We start from the raw sequence: 21,379 nt of genomic DNA, 5'->3' as shown, positions 1-21,379 counted from the left end.
TATTATAGATACTTTACTTGTACTTCGTAAGTAAAGTATCTATAATAATAAGCGTATGACAAGTAACCAAGAGGAGGTGACAAGCAATGGCTCAATGTGCCTGTGGAAACACGCAAAACGCCCAAGGTCAATGCGATGGTTCGCATGCTAAGAAAGACAAATAAGGACCTGTAAGCGACGTTTTGTGTCGAAGCGATCGACCAAACAGCAACAACCGGGAACTTCCGCAGCGGCCGCTGCCGGAAGTTTATTGGCTTTACGCGGCGTTCCGCCGTACGGTATACTTTCGGTATCATACACTTGTTCCAACAAATGCTGAAGAAGGACCGTGATCCGATGCAAGTCAACGCAGCACTGAACGCAGCGGCCGGCCGCGACGCTTTGAAGCAAGCGGTAGGCATCGCCCTGCTCGGCAAATTGAAAGACATGCAGACGGCACAAACCGCAACGCTGCTGCAAGATTTTGCCGCGGCGCAGCATCCGTATTTGGGCAAAAGCCTAGATATTCGAGCTTGATCAACGTACATATCGAAATACGCTCATGAGGGAAACCTGTGCGGGCGGCTTGGCTCCATAAAGCGAAGCCGCCCGGCAGGTTTTTTCGTTCGGCGGACGGGCCTTTACAACATCTTAACCTGCGGACCGCGGCAGACCGATTGCAATCGGTCCACTGTCGTCGGATAATGACATCTGAAGGATAACGAGAAGATCCTAGGGAGGCCTGAGCCATGGTTGAAAACTGCAACGAACAAACATTGCGTCCGCTCATCATCGGACACCGCGGGGCCGCGGGGGAAGCGCCGGAGAATACGCTCGCCTCGTTCGAGCTTGCCGTAAGGCAAGGGGCGGACGCGGTCGAACTCGACGTGCATCTTACGGCGGACGGCGAGCTGGTCGTCTGTCATGATCACACCGTGAACCGTACGACCGACGGGCAAGGGCGAATCGATCAAATGACCGTCGAACAAATAAAGCGGCTGGACGCCGGGCGCTGGTATGACGAGAGATTCCGCGGAGAGCGGATTCCGCTGCTGTCCGAAGTGTTTGCGGCCCTGCCCGCGAATGTGATGATCAACGTTGAGGTGAAATGCGGGTACAGCGATAAGCTGTCCGGGCGGCTGGCGGAGCTTCTAGCCGGGTTCGGCCGGCTGGAGACGACGGTGGTCTCGTCCTTTTCCCATAAGGTGCTGTACCGGCTGAAGCAGCGTGAGCCGGCGATTCGCGTCGGGCTGCTGTATGTAGCGGATCTGGTGCGTCACTCTGTGCTTGCTGAAACGGCCGGAATGGACGTCTATTCCCTTCACCCGCAATATCAAGCCATCGGGCCGGAGGATGTGGCGGAGGCGCAGCGTCACGGGCTTCGGGTATATCCGTTCACGATTAACGAGCCCGAGCATTTGCGGCAAGCGGTGCAAGCCGGCTGTTCGGGGATCATTACGGATTTTCCGGCGCGGCTGAAGGCGATGCTGGGTTAAACTCGGGGCATGCCCCCGTTCTAATGACGATATTCCTTGAAGAGGTAACAATTCTTGCCCGTCTGACCGATATACGTTAAGAGACGGGAGGTAACGTTGATGATGAACAAAACACGCAACATCCGGACACGCGGACTGGCTTGTCTGCTGTCCTTCGCTCTGTTGTTCATGCTGTTTCCGATGCGCTCGCTCCACGCCGAGAGCCGTTACTCCGATGTCGGCGCGAGTTACGGATGGGCGACGAGCTCGATCACGTTGATGTCGAACAAACAAATATTGACCGGATACCCCGACGGCCGATTCCGCCCGGAGAAAGCGGTAAGCAAAGCGGAATGGACGACCATGGTATACCGTCTCTTCGATAAATACCGGCCGAATGCGACGGCGACAGGGCTGAAGAAGGTCGGCTTCTTCGCGGACGTGACTTCCCTGCATTGGGCGTCCAAGCCCATCTCCGACGTGTACGACGCTTCGTTCCAGATCGGCGGTTACGGAGTAAACCGTGACGGTCAGCTGGCCTTCATGCCGGACATGCCGATGTCGCGGCTGCAGCTGGCGCAGATGTTATACGCGTTCTTCGGCGGGAAGCTGATGAACGACCGGATGAGCGACAATGACGTGTGTGCCGTTGTGCTGGACTTTAAAGATATTCCGGCAACCTTATATACGGACCCGGAGGCGTATGCATTCGCCAAAAACGACGGCAGGTATGATGCCAACGGCTGGATGTATGCGGAAGAGAACAGCGTGTACAAGACGCTGTTCATGGGCAAAGGCTCCAGCGACTGTACGCTCGGCGATGATCCGTTATCCAATGTGCAGGCGAAGGCGCTGGCCGGGTTAAAGTCTAACGGCATCATGACGCCGAACGATGACGGATATTTCCGGCCGAAGGAAGCGGTGAGCCGTGCGGAAGCGGTCGTTATTCTGGACCGGATTTATCATTATTTAAAAAATAACCAATGGCTATCCCTTTACTCGACGGTCGATCTTAGTGTAACTGGGCCCGATAACAGCGGAGGAGCGGCAGCTCCCGGCTCCCCGCCTGCGAATACGCCGGGAGGCTCATTCAACTACAACCCGAATCCGGGTGCGGCCTTCCCGTCGACGGATCGACCGCCGGGCTCGCAGGAATGGACGGACCGGTCGAACGTGCGAGTGACCGATTATTTTGACGATAAGGGCGTTATCGTGAAAAATATTGCATTGAACGGGGAAATCGAGACAGCGGTTCAGCCCGGAGGCACCAAATATTTGACCGTCGATTTGAAGTCCAAAGAAGCCGTCGATTTGTACGTGATCGTGGACGGACGGATCGGTTTCGTGAGGAAGGAAGAGCTGCCTCTCACGCTGACGGTCGGCAGCGCGCAGCTCGTCGGCATCCGTTCGCAGCTCCGCGACACGAGCTTGAAGAAGTACGGCGATTACACTGCGACGTTATCGGTTCAGCTGTCGGACAAAGAACCGGAGAGCAAGAAGAAAAAATAAACGGCCGCCTAGTAAAAAGGCTTCCTGTCCCGCAAATGGGAAAGGAAGCCTTGAATCTTTTTATTGCAGCAGATGTTTATGGGCGGTGTAATCGATTTGCTTCTTCTCCAAGAAGGAGATCAAGCTCTTGTAATCGCGCCGCGGCGTCGCCAGAATGTATCCCTTGATGCAGTGCTCGCGCGTGACGGCTGTCGCCTTCTCGTTCAGTGCGACTTCGCCGATCTTCGCGGCGATGGAATGCTTGGCGATATCGCGGAACGGTGCCGGGACGGGCTCAACGAGCACATCGAGGAATGCTTTGGATTCGTCGGTCCACAGGTGGCGGGACGCTTCCACGTAATGGTTCTGCCAATCGAGCTTGGACTTGCCGTCGGCCATCGGCAGCACCTTGAAAAATTTGCGGAACATGAAATATCCGCCTACCGACATCGAGAAAATCAACACGAACACCCAAAAAAATATAAACCACATAAACCCCTGATTCGGGGAGCTGCTCATCGCGTATAACATGAATATCGTCACCTCACTCCACATTATACCGCAACTTGCCTGTCAGGAAAATGAAAATCCCGGAAGAAGCCTCCCTTTCCTAGATTTCTTGCGGCAATCCTAGTAAAATAGATAAAAGCTAAGAAAGGGAGTGGATCGCGAACATGGTTAAAATCGGATCGCACGTATCGTTTTCAGATAAAGGGCTGCGGGGCGCGGCCAAAGAAGCCGCGAGCTACGGCTCGGGCACGTTCATGATCTATACCGGGGCGCCGCAGAACACGCGGCGCAAGCCCATCGAGGATCAATATATCGAAGAAGGCAAAGCGCTTATGGAAGAGCACGGCATCGGTGAAATTATCGTGCACGCTCCGTATATCATCAACCTTGGCTCTTATAAAGAAGACACGTTCGAGCTGGCCGTCCGCTTCCTGCAGGAGGAAATCCGCCGCACGGATTATCTTGGGGTGAAGCAGATTGTGCTGCATCCGGGAGCCTACACGGACAAGGATGCCGAGTACGGTATCGCGCGGATCGCGGAGGGCTTGAACGAGGTGCTGGCGGGCATCAAGGATACGGGCGTGAACATCGCGCTGGAAACGATGGCCGGCAAAGGCACCGAGATCGGACGCAGCTTCGAGGAGCTGGCCGCCATTATGGAGAAGGTGGAACGCAACGACCGGCTGACCGTTTGCCTGGACACGTGTCACGTGAACGACGCGGGATACGACATTGTGAGCGATCTGGATGGGGTGCTGGAGGAGTTTGACCGCGTGGTCGGACTGGACAAGCTGGCCGTCATCCATTTGAACGACAGCAAAAACCCGCGCGGCGCGGGCAAGGACCGTCATGCCCCGGTTGGCGCGGGCTGGATCGGCTTCAAGGCGATGTACAACATCGTCCATCACGAGAAGCTGAACCACCTGCCGTTCATTCTGGAGACGCCGTGGATCGGCAAGGAGGACAGCTCGCAGCGTCCGATGTATGAGGCGGAGATCGCCTTGCTCAGCGGCACCGTGCAGCAGCGCTTTGGGGATGGCTTCTTGTCGGATGTGGAGAAGCTGGACCATTTCTTCAAGAAGCAGGACCTCGACTCCCGCCAATTCGTGCTGCAGACGTGGGAGTTGCTGAAAACGGACGCGAAAGCGAAAAAGGCGGACGGCCGCGAGCCGATGGAGCGTCTGTACGATTTAATCGCCGCGGACAACTTGTTCCCGGACTTGTCGGAGGAGCAAGTAAACCACCGTCTGACGGCGTGGTTTGCCGGCGAACACTTATTGGCTTCCGTCTAAGACGGATCGCTTATATAGATCATTTTTGAAGGCTCAACAGTAAAAGGAGAAGAGAGTTTCATGGTTCCCAAATTGAATCCCAAAACCAAGAGCGCCGAAGTAAACCGCGCCCGCATGCTGGTGTCCTGCCCGGACCGTCCCGGCATCGTGGCGGCGGTATCGCGATTCTTATTTGAATACGGCGCCAACATTATTCAGTCCGATCAATACACGATGGATCCGGCTGAGGGCGGGTTGTTCTTTATCCGCATCGAATTCGATCTCGACAATTTGGACCAGCGCCGCGCCCAATTGAAGGCGGACTTCGCCAAAGTGGCGGAGGAATTTCAAATGTCTTGGAGCATTACCCGGGCGAAACGGAAGAAGCGGCTCGCCATTTTCGTCTCCAAGGAAGACCACTGCTTGCTGGAGCTGCTGTGGCATTGGCAGTCCGGCGATTTGGATGCGGACATTGCGATGGTAATCAGCAATCATAACGATATGCGCGAGCTGGTCGAGCCGCTGGGTATTCCGTATTACCATATCCCGGTGACGGCCGATACGAAGGCGGAAGCGGAGCGTCGCCAGCTGGAGCTGGTGACGGGGCAGGTCGATGCGATCATTCTCGCGCGGTACATGCAGATCATTTCGCCAAAATTCATCGAGTACTTTCCGAATAAGATCATTAACATTCACCATTCCTTCCTGCCGGCGTTCGTCGGCGGCAAGCCTTACGCGCAGGCGCACAACCGCGGCGTGAAGATCATCGGGGCGACCGCGCATTACGTCACGGAAGAGCTGGACGGCGGACCGATCATTGAGCAGGACGTTCAACGCGTCAGCCATCGCGATAACGTGGACGACTTGAAGCGGATCGGGCGTCACATCGAGCGTGCCGTGCTCGCGAAAGCTGTAAATTGGCACGTGGAAGACCGCATCATCGTACATCATAATAAAACGGTCGTATTTAATTAAAATGACGGCATGCAAAAGGTTCTGTTTTCCTGCGGGGGAACGGAACCTTTTTGCATGCCGTCATGTTCGCGTTTTGAGGCATCCCGAAAGCCGGGGCCGGATAGCATGCAAAAAAAGAAGCTGCAGGACACGGGCTTACGGGTGCGAGCGGCCGAATAAAGCCGTAGGAACCTGTGCTGATCGGACTGCGGTTGCTACGGCTTCTCTTAGTTCGAGCTGCGGATTTTCTCCGCCGACAGGTCGGTCGTGTTTAAGGCGGGGTACGGGGTGGAGTGTACGAAGGTTTTGTTTTTACCTGTCCGTTTGGCCGCGTATAAGGAGGCGTCGGCGCCCTTGAACAGCGCTTCTTTCCCTTTGCCCTTCATGTATTCCTGCAGCCCGATGCTGATGGTCGCAGCTTTGGAATCGAGCTCGGGGTGCAGCGTAACGTATAGCTTATGCCGGATTTGCTCGACGAGGCGGTAAGCTTCATCGAGCGTTTTCTCGGTGAAGATCACGGCGAATTCCTCCCCCCCGTAACGGGCGACGAAGTCGTTCGGCGTAACCGTTTCTTTAATAATGCTTGCAACGCGTATCAGAATGATGTCTCCGACCCAATGGCCGTAGGTGTCGTTAATTCTCTTGAAATTATCGATGTCCAAAATCGCGAGCTGCAGCGAAAGATCGTTAAGCTCGTTCTGCTCGATCAATTTTTCCAGATATTCATGAAACGTCTTGTGGTTGTACAGCTCCGTAAGCGCATCGATTTTGGAAAGCGTGTCCATAATAATGTTCTTGACCAGCAGTTCCTGCTTCGCTTCCGTGGCGTGCTTGAGGTTGTCCAGCAGTTCGATGCCGCTGCTCGTGATGGATAGCGCGATAACGGTCGTTCCCGTGTATAAAAACAGGATTCCAATCATATGCACCGGCTGCATCGTGAGGCGCAGCGGAGCGCTGACCCCGTACAAGACGCCGAATGAGAGCAGCACGAGAGCGAACGCGATTAAGATGGTTTGTTTATTAAAGGATAGAACGGATGTTAAAATCGGAAAGATAAAGATGGCGGGTACGATTCCGATTGACGGATTCATGAGAATGATGGACGAGGCGTACAAAATTCCGGTTGAAACCAGCAGCCAATCGCTCTGAGCGTGCCGGTAGCGGTACAGCCATTCAACGATCCCCGTGGCGATTGTGAGTAAAAGGGCATGCAGGGCGAGCGGTGCAATGATTTCCCGGGGGCTCATGTCGTGCTGGATGCGCTGAATGGAAAATTCCAGGATCACGGTCAGAAGGATGGTGATCCAATACAGATTGAGCATCTTTCGATACGTATGACGCGTATTGGCCAGTTCCAACAATATATGATTCATAGATCGACTCCCATGCAAACGTAGTACAGCGGACCCATTTCCAAGGTTGAAAAAAGCGGCTAGTCCTAATTTTCTATTTCGACAATAATACAGTAAATCCTTTGCGTAATTTTATTAATTTTTATCCGTTAAGATTTCGGGATGAAGGTTGATTGGATATGGCAAACTGAAAGAGACAATGGTACAATAAGGGATATTTGAAATGCGCCGGACATGTACGTACAAGTTGGCACTGCGTACTGTAAAGACGTGATCGGCCAGATCTTGCTGCAACCATGCCAAGCCGCTTCACCACATTGCAGCAAGAAAATAATGGAGTGGAGGATACTCATGACCGTTTCAAACAAGACAATCGATCAACTATCGGTGGATACGATCCGTACACTTTCCATCGACGCCATTGAAAAAGCGAAATCCGGCCATCCCGGCATGCCGATGGGCGCCGCTCCGATGGGTTACGAGCTGTTCGCGAAGCTGATGAAACATAATCCGGACGCACCGACGTGGGTGAACCGCGACCGTTTCGTCCTCTCTGCGGGCCACGGCTCGATGCTGCTATACAGCTTGCTGCATCTCTCGGGTTACGATTTATCGATGGATGAGTTGAAAAACTTCCGCCAATGGGGCAGCCGCACGCCGGGTCACCCGGAAGTGGGACATACCCCCGGTGTCGACGCAACGACGGGGCCGCTCGGACAAGGCTTCGGGATGGCGGTCGGGATGGCGATGGCTGAGGCGCATCTGGCTGCTGTTTATAACCGTGATCAATTCCAGGTGATCGACCATTATACATACGCGATTTGCGGAGACGGCGATCTGATGGAGGGCCTCTCCTCGGAAGCCGCTTCGCTCGCGGGCCATTTGAAGCTCGGGAAACTGATCGTGCTGTACGATTCGAACGATATTTCGCTCGACGGCGAATTGAACCTTTCGTTCTCCGAGAACGTCGCCCGGCGGTTCGAGGGTTACGGCTGGCAAGTGCTGCGCGTCGAGGACGGCAACGACCTCGGAGCGATTCATCAGGCGGTGCTGGACGCGCAAGCGGACTACCGTCCGACGTTGATCGAAGTAAAGACGGTAATTGGCTACGGCAGCCCGAACAAAGCGGGGAAAGGCGGCCATGTCGGTCCGCACGGCTCGCCGCTCGGCGTAGACGAAGTGGCGCTGACGAAGAAAGCGTACGGCTGGGACGAAACGCATCACTTCCATGTGCCGGATGAAGTAAGGGCGCATTTTGCGGATGTGAAGAGGCGCAACGTCTCGCAGTACGAAGCGTGGAACGAACAGTTTGCCGCCTATGCGAAGGCTTATCCGGAGCTGGCGAAGCAGTTCCAGGACGCCGTGAACGGCGATTTGCCGGAAGGCTGGGACGAAGGCATCCCGACGGATATCCCGGCGGATAAAGGCACGCGTACGGCTTCCGGCATCGTGCTGAATGCGATCGCGCAGCGCGTACCGTCACTCATCGGCGGTTCGGCGGACCTCGAGTCGTCGACCATGACGCACATGAAAGGCCTCGGCATGCTGACGCCGAAAGATTACAGCGGGCGCAACGTGTACTTCGGCGTGCGCGAGTTTGGTATGGGCGCAGCGGTAAACGGGATGCTGCTGCACGGCGGCTTGAAAGTGTTCGGCGGCACGTTCTTCGTGTTCTCCGACTACTTGCGTCCGGCGATTCGTCTGGCATCGATCATGGACGTGCCGGCGATCTACGTCTTCACGCACGACAGCATCGGTGTCGGCGAAGACGGTCCGACGCACGAGCCGATCGAGCAGCTGGCGGCGCTTCGCGTCATTCCGGGCATCACCGTCATCCGTCCGGCAGACGGCAGCGAAACGGCGGCGGCATGGAAATACGCGGTAGCGAACAAACGCGGTCCGGTCGCCCTCATCTTCTCCCGCCAAGCGGCGGCGAAGCTGGAAGGCTCCGAGAACGGCGCGCTTGAGCGCGGCGCTTATGTATTGGCCGACGCGCCCGGCGGCAAGCCGCAGGCGCAAATCATCGCTACCGGCACGGAGGTGCAGCTGGCCGTTGCGGCGCAGAAGCAGCTGGCCGAAGAGGGCATACCGGTGCGCGTCATCAGCATGCCGAGCTGGGAATTGTTCGATAAGCAATCGCAAGAGTATCAAGATTCGGTCATCCTGCCTGACGTCAAAGCGCGCTTGGCGGTTGAGATGGGTCATCCGTTCGGCTGGGACCGTTACGTCGGCGATCAAGGCAGCGTGCTCGGCATCGATAAATTCGGCGCTTCCGCTCCGGGACCGATCGTCATCCGCGAATACGGCTTTACGGTCGAGAACGTGGTGGCACGCGTCAAACAATTGTTGAAATAGAAGGAGATTCGTTCCCATGTCGCAATTTGAACAAGTGACCGTCGTCACGAAAGCCAACGTATATTTCGACGGCAAGGTAACCAGCCGCACGGTGATTTTCGCCGACGGCACGAAGAAAACGCTCGGCATCATGCTGCCGGGCGAATATGAATTCGGCACCGATGTGAAGGAGATCATGGAGATTCAAGCCGGCGAACTGAGGGTACTGCTGCCGGGCGCTTCCGAGTGGCTCGAAATCAACGGTACGGCTGAATTTACCGTACCGAAAGGCGAGAAGTTCAAGCTGGACGTACGCACGGTTACGGACTACATCTGCTCTTACGTTCACGAATAAGCCTGCTTCCAGAAGAAAACCCCGGCGGCCGCTTTCTCCAAGAGAGAAGGGCGACCGCCGGGGTTTTTGCCGCAGCGCGAGGCTGCGCTTCAAGACGCTTGCGCTATTCAGACTTGCTGCGTATGTATTCTTCGATCTTCAGGCGTACGTAAGGAGGCAGACCGGACAACATGCAGCCGTAAAGGAACTGATCCTGGTCCTGGTCGATACGGATGATGCGCGCCGTTACAGGCGGCAGATCGGCTTCCTGCGGGAAGTGGATCACGATGAACATGTCGCGGGCCAGCGGGAAGGAGCTCAGGATGCGTATGCCGCTCTCGGATAGGTCGACCAGCGTACCTTCGATCAGCTGCCCCGAGAACGAGCCTTCCTGCTCCCATTGATACACGGACAGGTGCAGCTTGATATTCAGACGCACACGGGCATTGCGGCGCCGTTCCGCGGCTTCCAGCTCCGGGGTTCCCTTGTTCGTCGCTTGCACCTGCAGGTGCATCCATTCCTCATAACATTGAATAATGGAGCTAAGGTCGTGCTCGCCGAGACCCCGGGCCAGACCCATCTGGAAAATATCCGTGGCGCTGTGCAGCATAGGCGCGGGCATTTGGAAGCTGTCGGCTACCTTGCCGGCCAAGAGCAGATCCTTCAGCATCCATTGCAGCGAGAATTGGCTGCTGAAGTCGCGCTGCAGAATTTTGGGCCCTTTCATTTCGGCTTGTCTGCTGTTAGCGGCGCCTGCCTGTACGACGTCGAGAAATTGCTCGGGCGCGAGTCCGGCCTTGGCCGCGATGGACAAGCCTTCCATCAAAGCCAGCGCGTTAATGCCGACCATCGTATTGTGCGCCAGCTTCGTGTACGAGCCGGAGCCCGAAGGACCCATATACATGATCTTGGCGCCCATCGCCTCAAACACGGGGCGCCGCTGCTCAAGCACCTCTTCCTGGCCGCCGACCATGAAGACGAGCGTGCCGCTCTCTGCGGCGGGTTGGCTGCCCGTGACGGGCGCGTCGAGAAAGTCAACGAGATGCGTAGCGAGCTCGTCGTATAATTTCCGGCTCGTTTCCGGGGAAACCGTGCTGCAGTCGATGACGGTTTGTCCCGGCCGCAGGCCGTGCACGATGCCGTTCTCGCCGAACACGGCGTCAAGGACGACTTGGTCGGTGCTCAGCATCGTGATGACGACGTCGGCCCCTCTGGCCGCTCCGGCGGGGCTTGCGGCGATTTCGGCGCCCAACGCCGCAAGGTCTTGCGCTTTGTCAACACTGCGGTTGTAGACGACGACTTCAAATCCTTTTTTCAACAGGTTCGCGGCCATAGGCTTACCCATGGTGCCGAGACCGATAAATCCGATCGTTGTCATTGGCAATCCCTCCTGTATACATTTTAGCATCTGGAGGGAAACCTGTGAATGTTCTCTTGCGTTACCGAAGGCAGATCAAGTATTCTATTTCTATAGGGATTTACGAAAATTACAGTTACATAACGAAGGTTCGGATCGGAGGAAACGAAATTAATGACGGCCAAACTGCAATTTGATTTCAGCAAAGCATTAGATTTCATCGGACGCCATGAGGTGGACTATCTGGCGGGGGCGGTGGCAACAGCCCACGAGCAGCTGCACAACGGAACGGGAGCAGGCAACGATTTCCTGGGTTGGATCGATCTGCCGGTGAACTACGATAAGGAAGAATTCGCCCGCATTCAGCAAGCGGCAAAGCGCATTCAGTCGAATTCCGACGCGCTGGTCGTCGTTGGAATCGGCGGCTCTTACTTGGGCGCGCGTGCGGCCATCGAGAGCTTGTCCCACAGCTTCTACAACCTGCTGCCGAAGGATAAACGGAAGACGCCGGAAATTTATTTCGTCGGCCAGAACATCAGCTCGACCTATGTTACGCACCTGCTGCAGCTGTTGGAAGGTAAAGACATTTCCGTGAACGTCATCTCCAAATCCGGCACGACGACGGAGCCGGCGATCGCTTTCCGGATTTTCCGCGAGCTGCTGGAGAAGAAATATGGCAAGGAAGGCGCGCGCGAGCGGATTTATGCGACGACCGACCAAGCGAAGGGCGCGCTGAAGAAGCTGGCGACCGAAGAAGGGTACGAAACGTTCGTCATTCCGGACGATGTCGGCGGACGGTACTCCGTGCTGACGGCGGTAGGTCTCCTGCCGATTGCAACGGCCGGCATCGACATCGAATCGATGATGCGCGGCGCAGCTGACGCCCGTGAGGCGTATGCGAACCCGAATTTGGCCGAGAACGAAGCTTACCAATATGCAGCGGTGCGCAATGCGCTGTACCGTAAGGGCAAGACGACGGAGATTCTTGTGAACTACGAGCCGTCGCTGCACTTCGTTTCCGAGTGGTGGAAGCAGCTTTACGGCGAGAGCGAAGGCAAGGATAACAAAGGCATTTTCCCGGCGGCGGTCGACTTCTCCACAGACCTGCATTCAATGGGACAATTCGTTCAAGAAGGAACACGGAATCTGTTCGAAACCGTCATTCAAGTGAAGGAAGTGTCGGAACAAATCGTCATCGGAACCGATGCGCAGGATTTGGACGGACTGAACTTCCTAAGCGGCCAGACGATGGATTTCGTCAATAAAAAAGCGTTCGAAGGCACAATGCTGGCGCATACCGACGGCGGGGTGCCGAACCTGATCGTTACGCTGCCGGATTTGACGCCATATACGTTCGGCTATATGGTCTACTTCTTTGAAAAAGCTTGCGGTATCAGCGGTTACTTGCTCGGCGTTAACCCGTTCGACCAACCCGGTGTGGAAGCATATAAGAGAAACATGTTCGCCCTTCTGGGCAAACCAGGTTATGAGAAGGAAAAGGCGGAGCTGGAAGCCAGACTCGGCAAGTAAGCCGGACGCTGGACGAAGCGGCAAAACAAAGCGGTTCACCCTGCCGGGTGATCGCTTTTTTTGCAAGCAATGTGCCGCAAGGCCCGCTTACGTGTGGAAGGAGGCGGCCTGAACCCGCATGTTGATGCAATATCGAACGGTGAAACGACTGGGCACTGCCGAGATCGTCATCAAGAAGTCCCGCTTTATCGGATTTGCCAAACCGGTGCACGATGAAGCGGAAGCCGTTGCTTTTATCGAGAGCATTAAGAAGGAGCATTGGAACGCTACCCATAACTGCTCGGCCTATTTGATCGGGGAACGCGATGAGATTCAGAAGGCGTCTGACGATGGGGAGCCGAGCGGGACGGCGGGTAAGCCGATTCTGGAGGTTATCAAGAACCAGGGTCTGAAAAATGTGGCCGTTGTCGTCACCCGTTATTTCGGCGGGATTTTGCTCGGCGCAGGCGGTTTAGTCCGGGCCTACACCGACGGAGCGGTCGCCGGACTGGCCGCGGCGGAGCAGGTATATAAGGTGCTTCACCGGGAAGTGCGGGTGACAATCGATTACACGTGGCTCGGCAAGGTGGAGAACGAGCTGCGCGGCCGCGGGATGATGATGGAAGAGACCGAGTTTACGGATAAAGTGACCTTGCGCTGTTTGCCGCTTGCGAAGGATGCCGATCACTTCATGGCATGGATGATCGACCTGACGCAAGGGCAAGGTGAAATTCAAGAAGGTGAAAGTCGATACGTCGAGCACGCCGAGCTTCCTGCATAGGAGGCCGGCGGCTTGTAGTATATATCATTCATTTCATATGGGCCTAACTATAATGGGAGTTGAAACCACGTGGCACGAAAAGCAGTTGAGCAGGAGCTAAGCCGCCAACGTATTTTGGATGAGGCACGCCATTTGTTTGTCAAACACGGCTATCATGCTTTAACGATGCGAAGCATCGCAAAGTCGATGGGCTACAGTCACGGCGCATTGTATTATCATTTTAGCGAGAAAGCGGAATTGTTCTACGCCCTGGTTACGGAGGACTTCCGGATGCTGCTGGAACGGCAGAAGGACATGCTTCGCCGCACCCGGCTGGGCGATATGGCGCAGCTTGAGAAGCTGATGCTGGAATTCATCAAGTTCGGTTTGGACAATCCGAATCATTACGAGATTATGTTTATGATCAAGGATCAGGAGCTGCAGCGCTATTCACGAACCGAACAAGCGCAGTGCCTGGACTTGTTCGCTACCGTGGTACGGTCGGTCGTTGCCCGCCAAAAAGACGATAAGAAAATGTACAGTTTGCCTTGGAGCTTGTTCATGTCGATGCACGGATTCATTTCGTATAATATTCATTACAATCAAACGTTCGAAGACGTCCGCAAGTTGGCAGAGCAGCATGTCAAATATTTGTGCGAGGGGCTGCGAGGGTGAACATCCTATAGAAGCGGCAACCGAAGAACTTTTGCAGCCCCACGCTTCAGTGCAGTAAAGTATATTTACCTGTTCGCTTTGGAACTCATCTTTCTCGAGACGCTTACCCGCGTATAAACTTTAACAGACAAGTGCGTTCGCGCGGCCCGTCGAACTCGCAGAAGTAAATGCCCTGCCAGCGTCCCAAGACTAGCCTTGAGCCTGCAACCAATACGGTTTGCGAAGAGCCGACGGTCATGGCCTTCAGGTGGGAAGCGGTGTTGCCTTCCGCATGGCGGTATTTCGGATGCTCCCACGGGTAAACTTCGTCCAGGCGCATCAGTACGTCGTGCCGGACGTCCGGGTCTGCATTCTCTTGTATCGCAATGCCCGCCGTCGTATGCGGCGAATAAATGACGGCGATGCCGTCTTCCATTTGTTCCTGCTTCAGCAGGTCATGGACTTGGCGCGTGATGTCGATCATTTCGCTGTGCGCGTTCGTCCGCAGGTGCAGCTTATGGATCATAGCGGTTCCCCCTCTGTAAGGTAACGTCGTTAAACATTATATTACACAAGGCGCGGACGCTCCAAACATGGTACAATAAGTGGCGATACGGAAAAGTAGGCGGGAGGGAGACGCGAAAGATGGATCTTACGAAAAACACATTGGAAAATACCGATTTCATGATCGAGGAAATCAAAAAGAAGCTGCGTATGGCTTCCGGAGCGGCTTTGAAGGCCGTGTCGTTGAACGATACGCAATATGAAGATTTGCGTGACATTTACGACATGGTGGCCGGTAAAAACCAATTCAGCATCAGTGAAATAGAAGCGATTACAACCGAGCTCGGCCGGCTCCGCCGCTAACGGAAGGAGCCAGGCGCCAACCCGGTCCGGAAGATCGACAACGGGGGTAAGTACACATCTTGCCGGCTAAGCGGGACGACCGTACAATCAGATGAGACGAAGGCCTCGTACAATATATCGTTAACGCCAAACCGCCTGCGGCTTGGCCTGACGATCTTATTGGAGGTGGGTGAAGATGCACAAGGCAGTTGGCAAGCAAGAAGTCGCCAAGCTGGTGGGGAAATCCATTTATGCGGTTAAGAAGGACGGTTCAGTCGTTAGCGGCAAGCTGGTTCAAGTAAGCGGCGGCGAGCTGCGCGTTGCAGTTGGCGGCGGTAAAGACAAGAAGGTACGGACTTCTGCGGTGATTCCACTCGTTTTGTTCGATCTGCTCGCAATCGGTACAGCTCCATTCGCTGGCGGCTTCGGAGGCTTCGGAGGCTTCGGAGGTGGCTTCGGAGGTGGTTTCGGAGGTGGTTTCGGAGGCGGCTTCGGAGGCGGGTTCTCGGAATTCGGATTTGGCGGACCGTTTATTTGGTAACATGCATCATTCCAAGACAAAGACCCATTCGCGTTTGTACAGGCGCGAACGGGTCTTTGTCTGTTAGCGGATGAATCAGAGCACTGCGGCCTCGGTCCGCATATATTTGCCGATAAATGCAGTCATTGTGCGCTGATAAGTCGTCTGATCGACCTGGTAAGATTTGCCGTGACCGGCGTTCTCGACGATGAGCAGATCCTTCTCGCTGCGGCAGTTCTCGTATAAAGTGTGAACCATCTTGCAGGGAACGAACCTATCCGCGGCTCCATGGATGAACAGAATCGGCACCCTCGCTTTGCGCACCTGAACGAGCGCGGAAGCTTCGTCGAAGGCATAACCTGCTCGTATTTTCGTCAGAAGACTGGTACTCTGGAGCAACGGGAAACGGGGCAGACGATACATGCGCTGCAGTTGGTAGCCAAGCTCGTCTTTGGCGGACGTATACGAGCTGTCGGCGATCACCGCCTTCACTTGATCGGGCAGCGGCTCTCCACTGGCCATCAACACCGTAGCTGCGCCCATCGATACGCCGTGCAGTATAATAGCCGATCGATCCCCGGCATGCCCTACGATGTAATCGATCCATTTCAAGTAATCCCGGCGTTCCAGCCACCCGAATCCGATGACGTTACCTTCGCTGCGCCCATGGCCTCGATGATCGGGCATCAGTACGTTAAACCCGAGCTGCTCATGATAGTATTTCGCGAAAGCACCCATCTGCTTCGCATGGCCCGAATAGCCGTGTGCCAAAATCACGGTATGGGCTGCAGGCGCGCCGGCTTCCAAATAATAGCCGCGGAGCTTTAGCCCGTCGTCCGATACAATCTCCACCTCCCGAAAAGACTGCGCCTCGATCCAGGCTTGAGTTTCGGGAGCGAGAAAAGGTTGATCGGATCTCAGATCCGGGGTCTTGGCGAGAAAAGCTTTCGCGTTGCGGACTACGGCCTTGTTGTAAAAGTAAAAGCTGGCGGCGATGTCGGCTAATACCATAAATGCGATAATAACGATCAAGGCGCTTAGCAACGTACGTTATCCCTTTCCTTCTTACTCAAACAACGACTTGTACCGGCCGTACCCTTCGCGCTCCAGATCCTCCTTCGGAATGAAGCGCAGTGCAGCGGAATTAATGCAGTACCGCAGGCCGCCAAGCTCCCTGGGTCCGTCGTTGAACACGTGGCCGAGATGCGAATCCGCTTTGCGGCTGCGAACCTCGGTGCGGATCATGAAATGGCTGTAATCTTGCTTTTCCTCGATTATCCCGCCCGAGAGCGGCTTCGAGAAGCTGGGCCAGCCGCAAGCGGAATCGAACTTGTCGCGCGAGCTGAACAACGGTTCGCCGGAAACGATATCGACGTACAAGCCTTCGCGGTGGTTATCCCAGTATTCGTTGCGGAAGGCCGGTTCGGTGCCGTTCTCCTGCGTTACCTTCCACTGCATCGGGGTGAGCCGTTCTAGCAGGTCGGCTTTATCCTGGTCGGTGCTCCAGTGCGTCTTCAGGAAATCGTCGCGCCCGGAGCCGCGCCGGTACATCTTGTACCGCAGCGGATTTTTCTTGTGGTAGTCCTGATGGTATTCTTCCGCCGGATAGAACGTGCCGGCAGGCTCGATCGGCGTCACGATCGGGCGGTCGAATCGGCCGCTCTCCTGCAGCTGCCGTTTGGACGCTTCGGCCGCTTGACGCTGAGCTTCGGTATGGTAGAAGATGGCTGTTCGATACGAGGAGCCCCGGTCGCAAAACTGGCCGCCCGCATCTGTCGGGTCAATCTGCTGCCAGAACAGCTCCAGCAGCTCTTCATAAGGAAAAACGTCGGGCTCGAACGTGATTTGCACGGCTTCCGCATGGCCCGTCGTATCGGTGCACACTTCCTGGTAAGTCGGGTTTGTCGTGTGGCCCCCGGTATAGCCCGAAACGATGCTGACGATGCCCGGCCGTTCCTCGAACGGAGATACCATGCACCAGAAGCATCCGCCGGCGAAAGTGGCCAGTTCGGTTTTGGTTGACAACATGTTCGTTCACCTCGCAGTTGATATTGATTATTCAATCCTTCCATTATAGCTCAATCTGTCAGACGGTTCACCCGTTAGCTCTGCACGGGGCGATTACCCGAACCGCTTTCCGTTGACGTAGTAGCTGTCTTCTTGATAGGCGACAAAAGCGATTTCCGCCTCCGAGATACCGACGGTCTTCAAATGGGCGTCCACCGCTTGGGCGAAACGGTCGCGAACTTCTTGACCGCGCTCGAACCATGCGACTTCGATGAATGGAAACGAAGGCACCAATTCGCCGTCGAAGACGCCGGTCGTCTGGAGACACTCGATCGTAAAGTTGTCCGTCCCGCAGTCGCATACGCGGGCCAGCTCGTCGACGAGCGGACGGCTAATGGCGCGTACGAATTCCGTAGGGATGCCGCGTGTGATAAGATGGGGCATGAGTCCACGCTCCTTGTCAGGTGGTAGCATTCCTTCTATTGTAACAGAGAGGCGAGGAGCGTCTCAATGGGCGGCGATGCAGCGGCAGTTCGGGTAGGAGTATGGCATGTAGGCGAAGAGGCTCTCCGAAGGTCCGTTGACCGAAGGACAGCCTCTTGGCTTATCTGCTTTTGATTAAAAGTTGAACGGCTTCCGCCACTACTTTGCTTGTATCTCCGCCGGTTTCCTTCTCGTCGAGGATGCATTGTTCCAGGTTTTTGGCAACGATGCAGGCAATAGCTTTATCGGCGGCGTTTCGGATTGCAGAGATTTGAGCGACAACTTCCTTACAATGCTTCTCTTCTTCCATCATATTTAATACGCCGCGAACTTGTCCTTCCAGCCGCCGCATACGCTTCTTCAGATCGTCGTCATAATTCATAGCGATCCCAATCCTCCTATGACCCAAACCTGTGCCAGTATAAGTATTATTATGCCGGATTTGTCTGGTTTGCACAATAGAGCGGCTGGAATTTCATCACGTTAAATAAACAGGTTTACTTTCGCATCTGCGGCTTGTTTTGAATAGCGCCTTATCGTTCCGCTCTGGCCGCAGGCCATACGATGACGCCCTACAATATCGGCGAAAGCAGTCTCGCACAAGGCTCGCGAAACTTATGAAGCAGCGGTCGCCTCTCGTAGGCCGTAAGAGTCAGCCATCTGCTGTGCAGCATGTCGTTCTCGAACGTCTCCTTCAGTTTGACCGCCGTTTCGGTATCGTAGATGAACGCGTTCACTTCGAAGTTCAGCTTGAAGCTGCGGATGTCGATGTTGGCCGTACCGACCGTCGCGATTTTGCCGTCGGTCACGATCGTTTTGGCGTGGAGGAAGCCTTTTTCATACAGATAACATTGCACGCCGCATTGCAGCAGCTCGCCGATATAAGAGAACGACGCCCAATAAACCAGCTTGTGGTCCGGCTTGCTCGGAATCATGATCTTGACGTCGACCCCCGAGAGGGCTGCCATTTTCAAAGCGGTGATGAGGCTTTCGTCCGGAATGAAGTAAGGGGTCTGGATGTAGATGTGCTCCTTGGCGTTGACGATCATCTTGAGGTAGGCGTTCTTGATCTGCTGCCATTCCGAGTCCGGCCCGCTGGAGACGATCTGCATCCCGACACGGCCCGGATGCTGCCCTAGCGGGAAGTAGCGCGGTTCGATCAGCACCTGATCGCCCGTCGCAATTCCCCAATCGAGGAAGAACAGCGCCTGCATGTGGAGCACCGAACCGCCTGCCAGCTTCAGGTGTGTGTCCCGCCAATAGCCGAACCGTCGGCTCAGCCCGAGGTATTCATTCCCGACGTTAAAACCGCCGACGTACCCGATCTGTCCGTCGATGATGACGAGCTTGCGGTGGTTGCGGTAGTTGACCCGCAGGTTCACATAAGGAATGCGGGAAGGGAAGAAGGCAGCAACGCTGCCTCCGGCCTCTCGCAGGTTGTGAAAGAAGCGGCGCGGCAGCGAGGAGCAGCCGATATCGTCATAGAGCAGGCGGACTTGAACGCCTTGCCGCGCTTTTTCCGTCAGCGCATCCACGAGTCTTTGCCCCAGGCTGTCATTGCGAATGATGAAGTACATGATATGCACGTGATCCTTCGCTTCCCGGATATCCCGCAGCAGCGCGTCGAATTTCTCATTGCCGTCGGTGAAAATTTCCACTTCGTTATCCTGCGTGTACAACGCATAAGCGCTCGATAAATTCATATAAATCATATCCTGGTAGTCGGCGGTGTCCGGATCGTGATAGGGAATCCGGTTCATGCGCAAATCTTCCTTCTGCTGCTCGACGAGCGTATCGACGATCCGCCGTTTGTCGTCCTTCAATCGGTAAATCTTCCGGCGGCTCAAGTTTTGGCCGAGAATCAAGTACAGAATGAAGCCGACGCCCGGCAGGAAGAGCAATACCATCATCCAGGCCCACGTGACGCCTACGTTGCGCCGCTCGAGAAAGATGACGGCTATCGCCAGCAGGACGTTCAGTATGGAAATGACGGAATACCCGTTCTTGATAATATCCATGAGCGGTCAGCCCCTCGACTATGAATGATATACGCCTGTGAAACATGTCCACTCCTCATAATAATACAATTTATTCGAAAGTGAAACGACGCCGGATGCGTTATGAAGATTTCCAGCCGCTCATCAAATGTTTCTGATACTTGGAACGGGATTATCGTGAGACGGACGGCGGCAAAGTTATTTGGCCGGACGGGTGTCAGGAAATGATTATCCATTATGGGGCAAGCTATGTGTCGGAAGGATGCTGAAGGCTGGATCGATCCGGCAGACGCAGGATGTCGTATTTATACAAGACGAGCAGGTAGTTCCGTGATAGAGTGGGGATATGCAGACACCATAAAGGGAGGAATCGCGATGATTCGTAAAATTGCAACAGCAGCCGTTTATGTAGAGGATCAGCAAAAAGCGAAGACGTTCTGGACGGAAAAGGTCGGCTTCGAGCTCGTTCGCGAAATGTCGATGGGTCCGGGCGGCAGCTGGCTTGAAGTAGCGCCGAAAGGAGCGGAAACGGCGCTGGTTATATACCCGCGGACGATGATGAAAAACTGGCAGGAGCTGAAGCCTTCGCTCGTATTCGAATGCGCCGACATCGATGCGACGTATCAGGCGATGAAAGCGAACGGCGTTCATTTTGAAGCGGAGCCGAACAAGATGCAGTGGGGCACATTCGCTATTTTCCATGACGAGGACGGCCATTCGTTCGTGTTGAGGGGGTAATGCGGCCGCCGTCCGCCACGGATAAGAACAACACAACAGTTGCTTATTTCCCGATGTTTAGCCCGATGATTTCACGTACTTCTCCTGACGCAAGCGGAACGCCGACCACGTATCGTCAATGGAGATCAAGGAGACGCCGATGTAACCGGCTTGCTGTAAAATTTCCCAGCCGCTGTCACGCGTGATGTCGGATTTCAGCTTCGAGCTTTTTTTCGGGTAGGCGACCCAGAAGATAGCGGCGTCTTTCAGCTTCGGCAGTACGTCCGGCGCGAGACGCTGCAGCTCGGCCTGATTGCGGGCTAACATCATGTTTACTCGATATCGGCCGGGTACACGAGCCCGATTTGCGCCCTTGCCTCGTCCATGATTCGCATCGCAGCCAAGGAAACGGTATGGGAGTTGATTGCAGACTCGCGCTCACCGCTGCGAATGAGCCGGATAAATTCCTCGATCTCGTAGAACATCGTATGCTGCGCTGAGGGGCGCGTCACGCCGTTCCGGTAGCGGAGCTCCACCTTCTCGGGTTGGTTGATCTTGTCGATCACCAGACTGCCGTCTTCGCCGTGTATTTCGGAGGGCAGTGCAGAGCTGGTGATCTTGGAGTACATGACCACCGCGTCCATGTCCGGGTACGAGAGCAGAATGCTGCCCGCGCCGTCGACGCCGGAGTCCAGCATCACGCCGGTTGCTTGAATGCTCTTCGGAGCGCCGAAGAGGGCGACCAACGGATACAGGCAATAAATTCCCAAATCCATTAAAGCTCCGTTGGAGAAGGTCGGATTGAACGCGTTCAGGACGGTTCCGTTCCGGT

The 21,379-nt window shown here is 55.2% G+C and carries 24 protein-coding genes; 13 read left to right on the top strand and 11 right to left on the bottom strand.

Annotated elements, in window-relative coordinates; genetic code table 11:
- The first annotated feature begins 336 nt into the window (after window positions 1–336).
- The 3 genes from PVA01S_RS23905 (at window position 337) to PVA01S_RS23895 (ending at window position 2,963) form a co-directional block, all read left to right on the top strand.
- Window positions 337–516, top strand: a complete 180-nt coding sequence (locus PVA01S_RS23905; RefSeq protein ID WP_054799559.1) for a putative motility protein — start codon at window positions 337–339, stop codon at window positions 514–516.
- Between the two features lie 212 nt (window positions 517–728).
- The gene (locus PVA01S_RS23900; protein WP_054796870.1) at window positions 729–1,475 is read left to right on the top strand and encodes a glycerophosphodiester phosphodiesterase; all 747 of its coding nucleotides are present in this window, start codon (window positions 729–731) and stop codon (window positions 1,473–1,475) included.
- A gap of 99 nt (window positions 1,476–1,574) precedes the next feature.
- Window positions 1,575–2,963 carry an S-layer homology domain-containing protein gene (locus PVA01S_RS23895; RefSeq protein ID WP_236595763.1) on the top strand — a complete coding sequence of 463 codons (1,389 nt, stop codon included), beginning with the start codon at window positions 1,575–1,577 and terminating at the stop codon, window positions 2,961–2,963.
- Between the two features lie 60 nt (window positions 2,964–3,023).
- On the opposite strand, the gene PVA01S_RS23890 is transcribed toward PVA01S_RS23895, so the two are convergent.
- Entirely contained in the window at window positions 3,024–3,473 is a 450-nt protein-coding gene (locus PVA01S_RS23890; RefSeq protein WP_127610122.1) for a DUF2621 domain-containing protein, read from the bottom strand.
- A 143-nt stretch (window positions 3,474–3,616) separates the two neighbouring features.
- On the opposite strand from PVA01S_RS23890, the gene PVA01S_RS23885 reads away from it, so the two are divergent.
- Both PVA01S_RS23885 and purU read left to right on the top strand, forming a co-directional pair.
- Window positions 3,617–4,744 (top strand): deoxyribonuclease IV, encoded by a 1,128-nt coding sequence (locus PVA01S_RS23885; protein WP_127610120.1) that lies wholly within the window; start codon window positions 3,617–3,619, stop codon window positions 4,742–4,744.
- A gap of 60 nt (window positions 4,745–4,804) precedes the next feature.
- Complete coding sequence (gene purU / locus PVA01S_RS23880) at window positions 4,805–5,698, top strand: formyltetrahydrofolate deformylase (RefSeq protein WP_127610118.1); 894 nt, start codon at window positions 4,805–4,807, stop codon at window positions 5,696–5,698.
- Between the two features lie 206 nt (window positions 5,699–5,904).
- On the opposite strand, the gene PVA01S_RS23875 is transcribed toward purU, so the two are convergent.
- The gene (locus PVA01S_RS23875) at window positions 5,905–7,050 is read right to left on the bottom strand and encodes a GGDEF domain-containing protein (RefSeq protein ID WP_127610116.1); all 1,146 of its coding nucleotides are present in this window, start codon (window positions 7,048–7,050) and stop codon (window positions 5,905–5,907) included.
- A 330-nt stretch (window positions 7,051–7,380) separates the two neighbouring features.
- On the opposite strand from PVA01S_RS23875, the gene tkt reads away from it, so the two are divergent.
- Together tkt and ppnP are read left to right on the top strand one after the other, a co-directional pair.
- Window positions 7,381–9,384: a transketolase gene (tkt, locus tag PVA01S_RS23870; protein ID WP_127610114.1), complete on the top strand. Its 2,004-nt coding sequence runs from the start codon at window positions 7,381–7,383 to the stop codon at window positions 9,382–9,384.
- A gap of 16 nt (window positions 9,385–9,400) precedes the next feature.
- Window positions 9,401–9,718: a pyrimidine/purine nucleoside phosphorylase gene (gene ppnP / locus PVA01S_RS23865; RefSeq protein ID WP_054796878.1), complete on the top strand. Its 318-nt coding sequence runs from the start codon at window positions 9,401–9,403 to the stop codon at window positions 9,716–9,718.
- Between the two features lie 103 nt (window positions 9,719–9,821).
- Here ppnP and PVA01S_RS23860 read toward each other — a convergent pair whose 3' ends face one another.
- Window positions 9,822–11,075 (bottom strand): NAD(P)-binding domain-containing protein, encoded by a 1,254-nt coding sequence (locus PVA01S_RS23860; protein WP_127610112.1) that lies wholly within the window; start codon window positions 11,073–11,075, stop codon window positions 9,822–9,824.
- Between the two features lie 153 nt (window positions 11,076–11,228).
- Here PVA01S_RS23860 and PVA01S_RS23855 point away from each other — a divergent pair, with 153 nt between their 5' ends.
- From PVA01S_RS23855 to PVA01S_RS23845, 3 genes are all read left to right on the top strand, one after another.
- The gene (locus PVA01S_RS23855; protein ID WP_127610110.1) at window positions 11,229–12,584 is read left to right on the top strand and encodes a glucose-6-phosphate isomerase; all 1,356 of its coding nucleotides are present in this window, start codon (window positions 11,229–11,231) and stop codon (window positions 12,582–12,584) included.
- A 118-nt stretch (window positions 12,585–12,702) separates the two neighbouring features.
- Complete coding sequence (locus tag PVA01S_RS23850; RefSeq protein ID WP_054796880.1) at window positions 12,703–13,344, top strand: YigZ family protein; 642 nt, start codon at window positions 12,703–12,705, stop codon at window positions 13,342–13,344.
- 69 nt (window positions 13,345–13,413) lie between these two features.
- Window positions 13,414–13,998 carry a TetR/AcrR family transcriptional regulator gene (locus tag PVA01S_RS23845; protein ID WP_127610108.1) on the top strand — a complete coding sequence of 195 codons (585 nt, stop codon included), beginning with the start codon at window positions 13,414–13,416 and terminating at the stop codon, window positions 13,996–13,998.
- Window positions 13,999–14,101: 103 nt separating this feature from the next.
- Here PVA01S_RS23845 and PVA01S_RS23840 read toward each other — a convergent pair whose 3' ends face one another.
- Window positions 14,102–14,503, bottom strand: a complete 402-nt coding sequence (locus tag PVA01S_RS23840; RefSeq protein WP_054796881.1) for a secondary thiamine-phosphate synthase enzyme YjbQ — start codon at window positions 14,501–14,503, stop codon at window positions 14,102–14,104.
- A 119-nt stretch (window positions 14,504–14,622) separates the two neighbouring features.
- On the opposite strand from PVA01S_RS23840, the gene PVA01S_RS23835 reads away from it, so the two are divergent.
- A complete protein-coding gene (locus PVA01S_RS23835) occupies window positions 14,623–14,844 on the top strand; it encodes a DUF1128 domain-containing protein (RefSeq protein ID WP_127610106.1) in 222 nt (73 codons plus the stop codon).
- A gap of 175 nt (window positions 14,845–15,019) precedes the next feature.
- Window positions 15,020–15,364 carry a hypothetical protein gene (locus PVA01S_RS23830; RefSeq protein ID WP_127610104.1) on the top strand — a complete coding sequence of 115 codons (345 nt, stop codon included), beginning with the start codon at window positions 15,020–15,022 and terminating at the stop codon, window positions 15,362–15,364.
- Window positions 15,365–15,439: 75 nt separating this feature from the next.
- On the opposite strand, the gene PVA01S_RS23825 is transcribed toward PVA01S_RS23830, so the two are convergent.
- The 5 genes from PVA01S_RS23825 to cls form a co-directional block, all read right to left on the bottom strand.
- Complete coding sequence (locus tag PVA01S_RS23825; protein ID WP_244933035.1) at window positions 15,440–16,387, bottom strand: alpha/beta hydrolase; 948 nt, start codon at window positions 16,385–16,387, stop codon at window positions 15,440–15,442.
- Between the two features lie 21 nt (window positions 16,388–16,408).
- Window positions 16,409–17,371 (bottom strand): peptide-methionine (S)-S-oxide reductase MsrA, encoded by a 963-nt coding sequence (gene msrA, locus PVA01S_RS23820; RefSeq protein WP_127610102.1) that lies wholly within the window; start codon window positions 17,369–17,371, stop codon window positions 16,409–16,411.
- Between the two features lie 93 nt (window positions 17,372–17,464).
- Window positions 17,465–17,794 (bottom strand): DUF1904 family protein, encoded by a 330-nt coding sequence (locus tag PVA01S_RS23815; protein WP_127610100.1) that lies wholly within the window; start codon window positions 17,792–17,794, stop codon window positions 17,465–17,467.
- Window positions 17,795–17,954: 160 nt separating this feature from the next.
- Window positions 17,955–18,221 carry a metal-sensitive transcriptional regulator gene (locus PVA01S_RS23810; RefSeq protein WP_127610124.1) on the bottom strand — a complete coding sequence of 89 codons (267 nt, stop codon included), beginning with the start codon at window positions 18,219–18,221 and terminating at the stop codon, window positions 17,955–17,957.
- 184 nt (window positions 18,222–18,405) lie between these two features.
- Window positions 18,406–19,851 (bottom strand): cardiolipin synthase, encoded by a 1,446-nt coding sequence (cls, locus tag PVA01S_RS23805; RefSeq protein ID WP_127610098.1) that lies wholly within the window; start codon window positions 19,849–19,851, stop codon window positions 18,406–18,408.
- A 354-nt stretch (window positions 19,852–20,205) separates the two neighbouring features.
- Between cls and PVA01S_RS23800 the strand changes: the two genes are divergently transcribed.
- A complete protein-coding gene (locus tag PVA01S_RS23800) occupies window positions 20,206–20,568 on the top strand; it encodes a VOC family protein (RefSeq protein WP_054796886.1) in 363 nt (120 codons plus the stop codon).
- Window positions 20,569–20,625: 57 nt separating this feature from the next.
- Here the strand turns inward: PVA01S_RS23800 and PVA01S_RS23795 are convergent, their stop codons facing one another.
- Window positions 20,626–20,877, bottom strand: coding sequence for a hypothetical protein (locus PVA01S_RS23795; RefSeq protein ID WP_174817613.1), 252 nt, complete (start codon window positions 20,875–20,877; stop codon window positions 20,626–20,628).
- Window positions 20,878–20,879: 2 nt separating this feature from the next.
- The coding region (locus PVA01S_RS26850; RefSeq protein WP_425262465.1) for a Gfo/Idh/MocA family protein at window positions 20,880–21,379 on the bottom strand (500 nt) is incomplete at its 5' end.

This window comes from Paenibacillus validus NBRC 15382, from assembly GCF_004000985.1.
Classification (GTDB): domain Bacteria; phylum Bacillota; class Bacilli; order Paenibacillales; family NBRC-103111; genus Paenibacillus_G; species Paenibacillus_G validus.
Note: the sequence above shows the minus strand (reverse complement) of the source record. Positions and strands in the feature narration are given on the sequence as shown.

Excerpts from the sequence above, each read along its gene's own strand:
- PVA01S_RS23905 (WP_054799559.1), top strand. The coding sequence starts at position 337 with ATGCAAGTCAACGCAGCACTGAACGCAGCGGCCGGCCGCGACGCTTTG.
- PVA01S_RS23900 (WP_054796870.1), top strand. The coding sequence starts at position 729 with ATGGTTGAAAACTGCAACGAACAAACATTGCGTCCGCTCATCATCGGA.
- PVA01S_RS23895 (WP_236595763.1), top strand. The coding sequence starts at position 1,575 with ATGATGAACAAAACACGCAACATCCGGACACGCGGACTGGCTTGTCTG.
- PVA01S_RS23890 (WP_127610122.1), bottom strand. The coding sequence starts at position 3,473 with ATGTTATACGCGATGAGCAGCTCCCCGAATCAGGGGTTTATGTGGTTT.
- PVA01S_RS23885 (WP_127610120.1), top strand. The coding sequence starts at position 3,617 with ATGGTTAAAATCGGATCGCACGTATCGTTTTCAGATAAAGGGCTGCGG.
- purU (WP_127610118.1), top strand. The coding sequence starts at position 4,805 with ATGGTTCCCAAATTGAATCCCAAAACCAAGAGCGCCGAAGTAAACCGC.
- PVA01S_RS23875 (WP_127610116.1), bottom strand. The coding sequence starts at position 7,050 with ATGAATCATATATTGTTGGAACTGGCCAATACGCGTCATACGTATCGA.
- tkt (WP_127610114.1), top strand. The coding sequence starts at position 7,381 with ATGACCGTTTCAAACAAGACAATCGATCAACTATCGGTGGATACGATC.
- ppnP (WP_054796878.1), top strand. The coding sequence starts at position 9,401 with ATGTCGCAATTTGAACAAGTGACCGTCGTCACGAAAGCCAACGTATAT.
- PVA01S_RS23860 (WP_127610112.1), bottom strand. The coding sequence starts at position 11,075 with ATGACAACGATCGGATTTATCGGTCTCGGCACCATGGGTAAGCCTATG.
- PVA01S_RS23855 (WP_127610110.1), top strand. The coding sequence starts at position 11,229 with ATGACGGCCAAACTGCAATTTGATTTCAGCAAAGCATTAGATTTCATC.
- PVA01S_RS23850 (WP_054796880.1), top strand. The coding sequence starts at position 12,703 with ATGTTGATGCAATATCGAACGGTGAAACGACTGGGCACTGCCGAGATC.
- PVA01S_RS23840 (WP_054796881.1), bottom strand. The coding sequence starts at position 14,503 with ATGATCCATAAGCTGCACCTGCGGACGAACGCGCACAGCGAAATGATC.
- PVA01S_RS23835 (WP_127610106.1), top strand. The coding sequence starts at position 14,623 with ATGGATCTTACGAAAAACACATTGGAAAATACCGATTTCATGATCGAG.
- PVA01S_RS23830 (WP_127610104.1), top strand. The coding sequence starts at position 15,020 with ATGCACAAGGCAGTTGGCAAGCAAGAAGTCGCCAAGCTGGTGGGGAAA.
- msrA (WP_127610102.1), bottom strand. The coding sequence starts at position 17,371 with ATGTTGTCAACCAAAACCGAACTGGCCACTTTCGCCGGCGGATGCTTC.
- PVA01S_RS23815 (WP_127610100.1), bottom strand. The coding sequence starts at position 17,794 with ATGCCCCATCTTATCACACGCGGCATCCCTACGGAATTCGTACGCGCC.
- cls (WP_127610098.1), bottom strand. The coding sequence starts at position 19,851 with ATGGATATTATCAAGAACGGGTATTCCGTCATTTCCATACTGAACGTC.
- PVA01S_RS23800 (WP_054796886.1), top strand. The coding sequence starts at position 20,206 with ATGATTCGTAAAATTGCAACAGCAGCCGTTTATGTAGAGGATCAGCAA.
- PVA01S_RS23795 (WP_174817613.1), bottom strand. The coding sequence starts at position 20,877 with ATGATGTTAGCCCGCAATCAGGCCGAGCTGCAGCGTCTCGCGCCGGAC.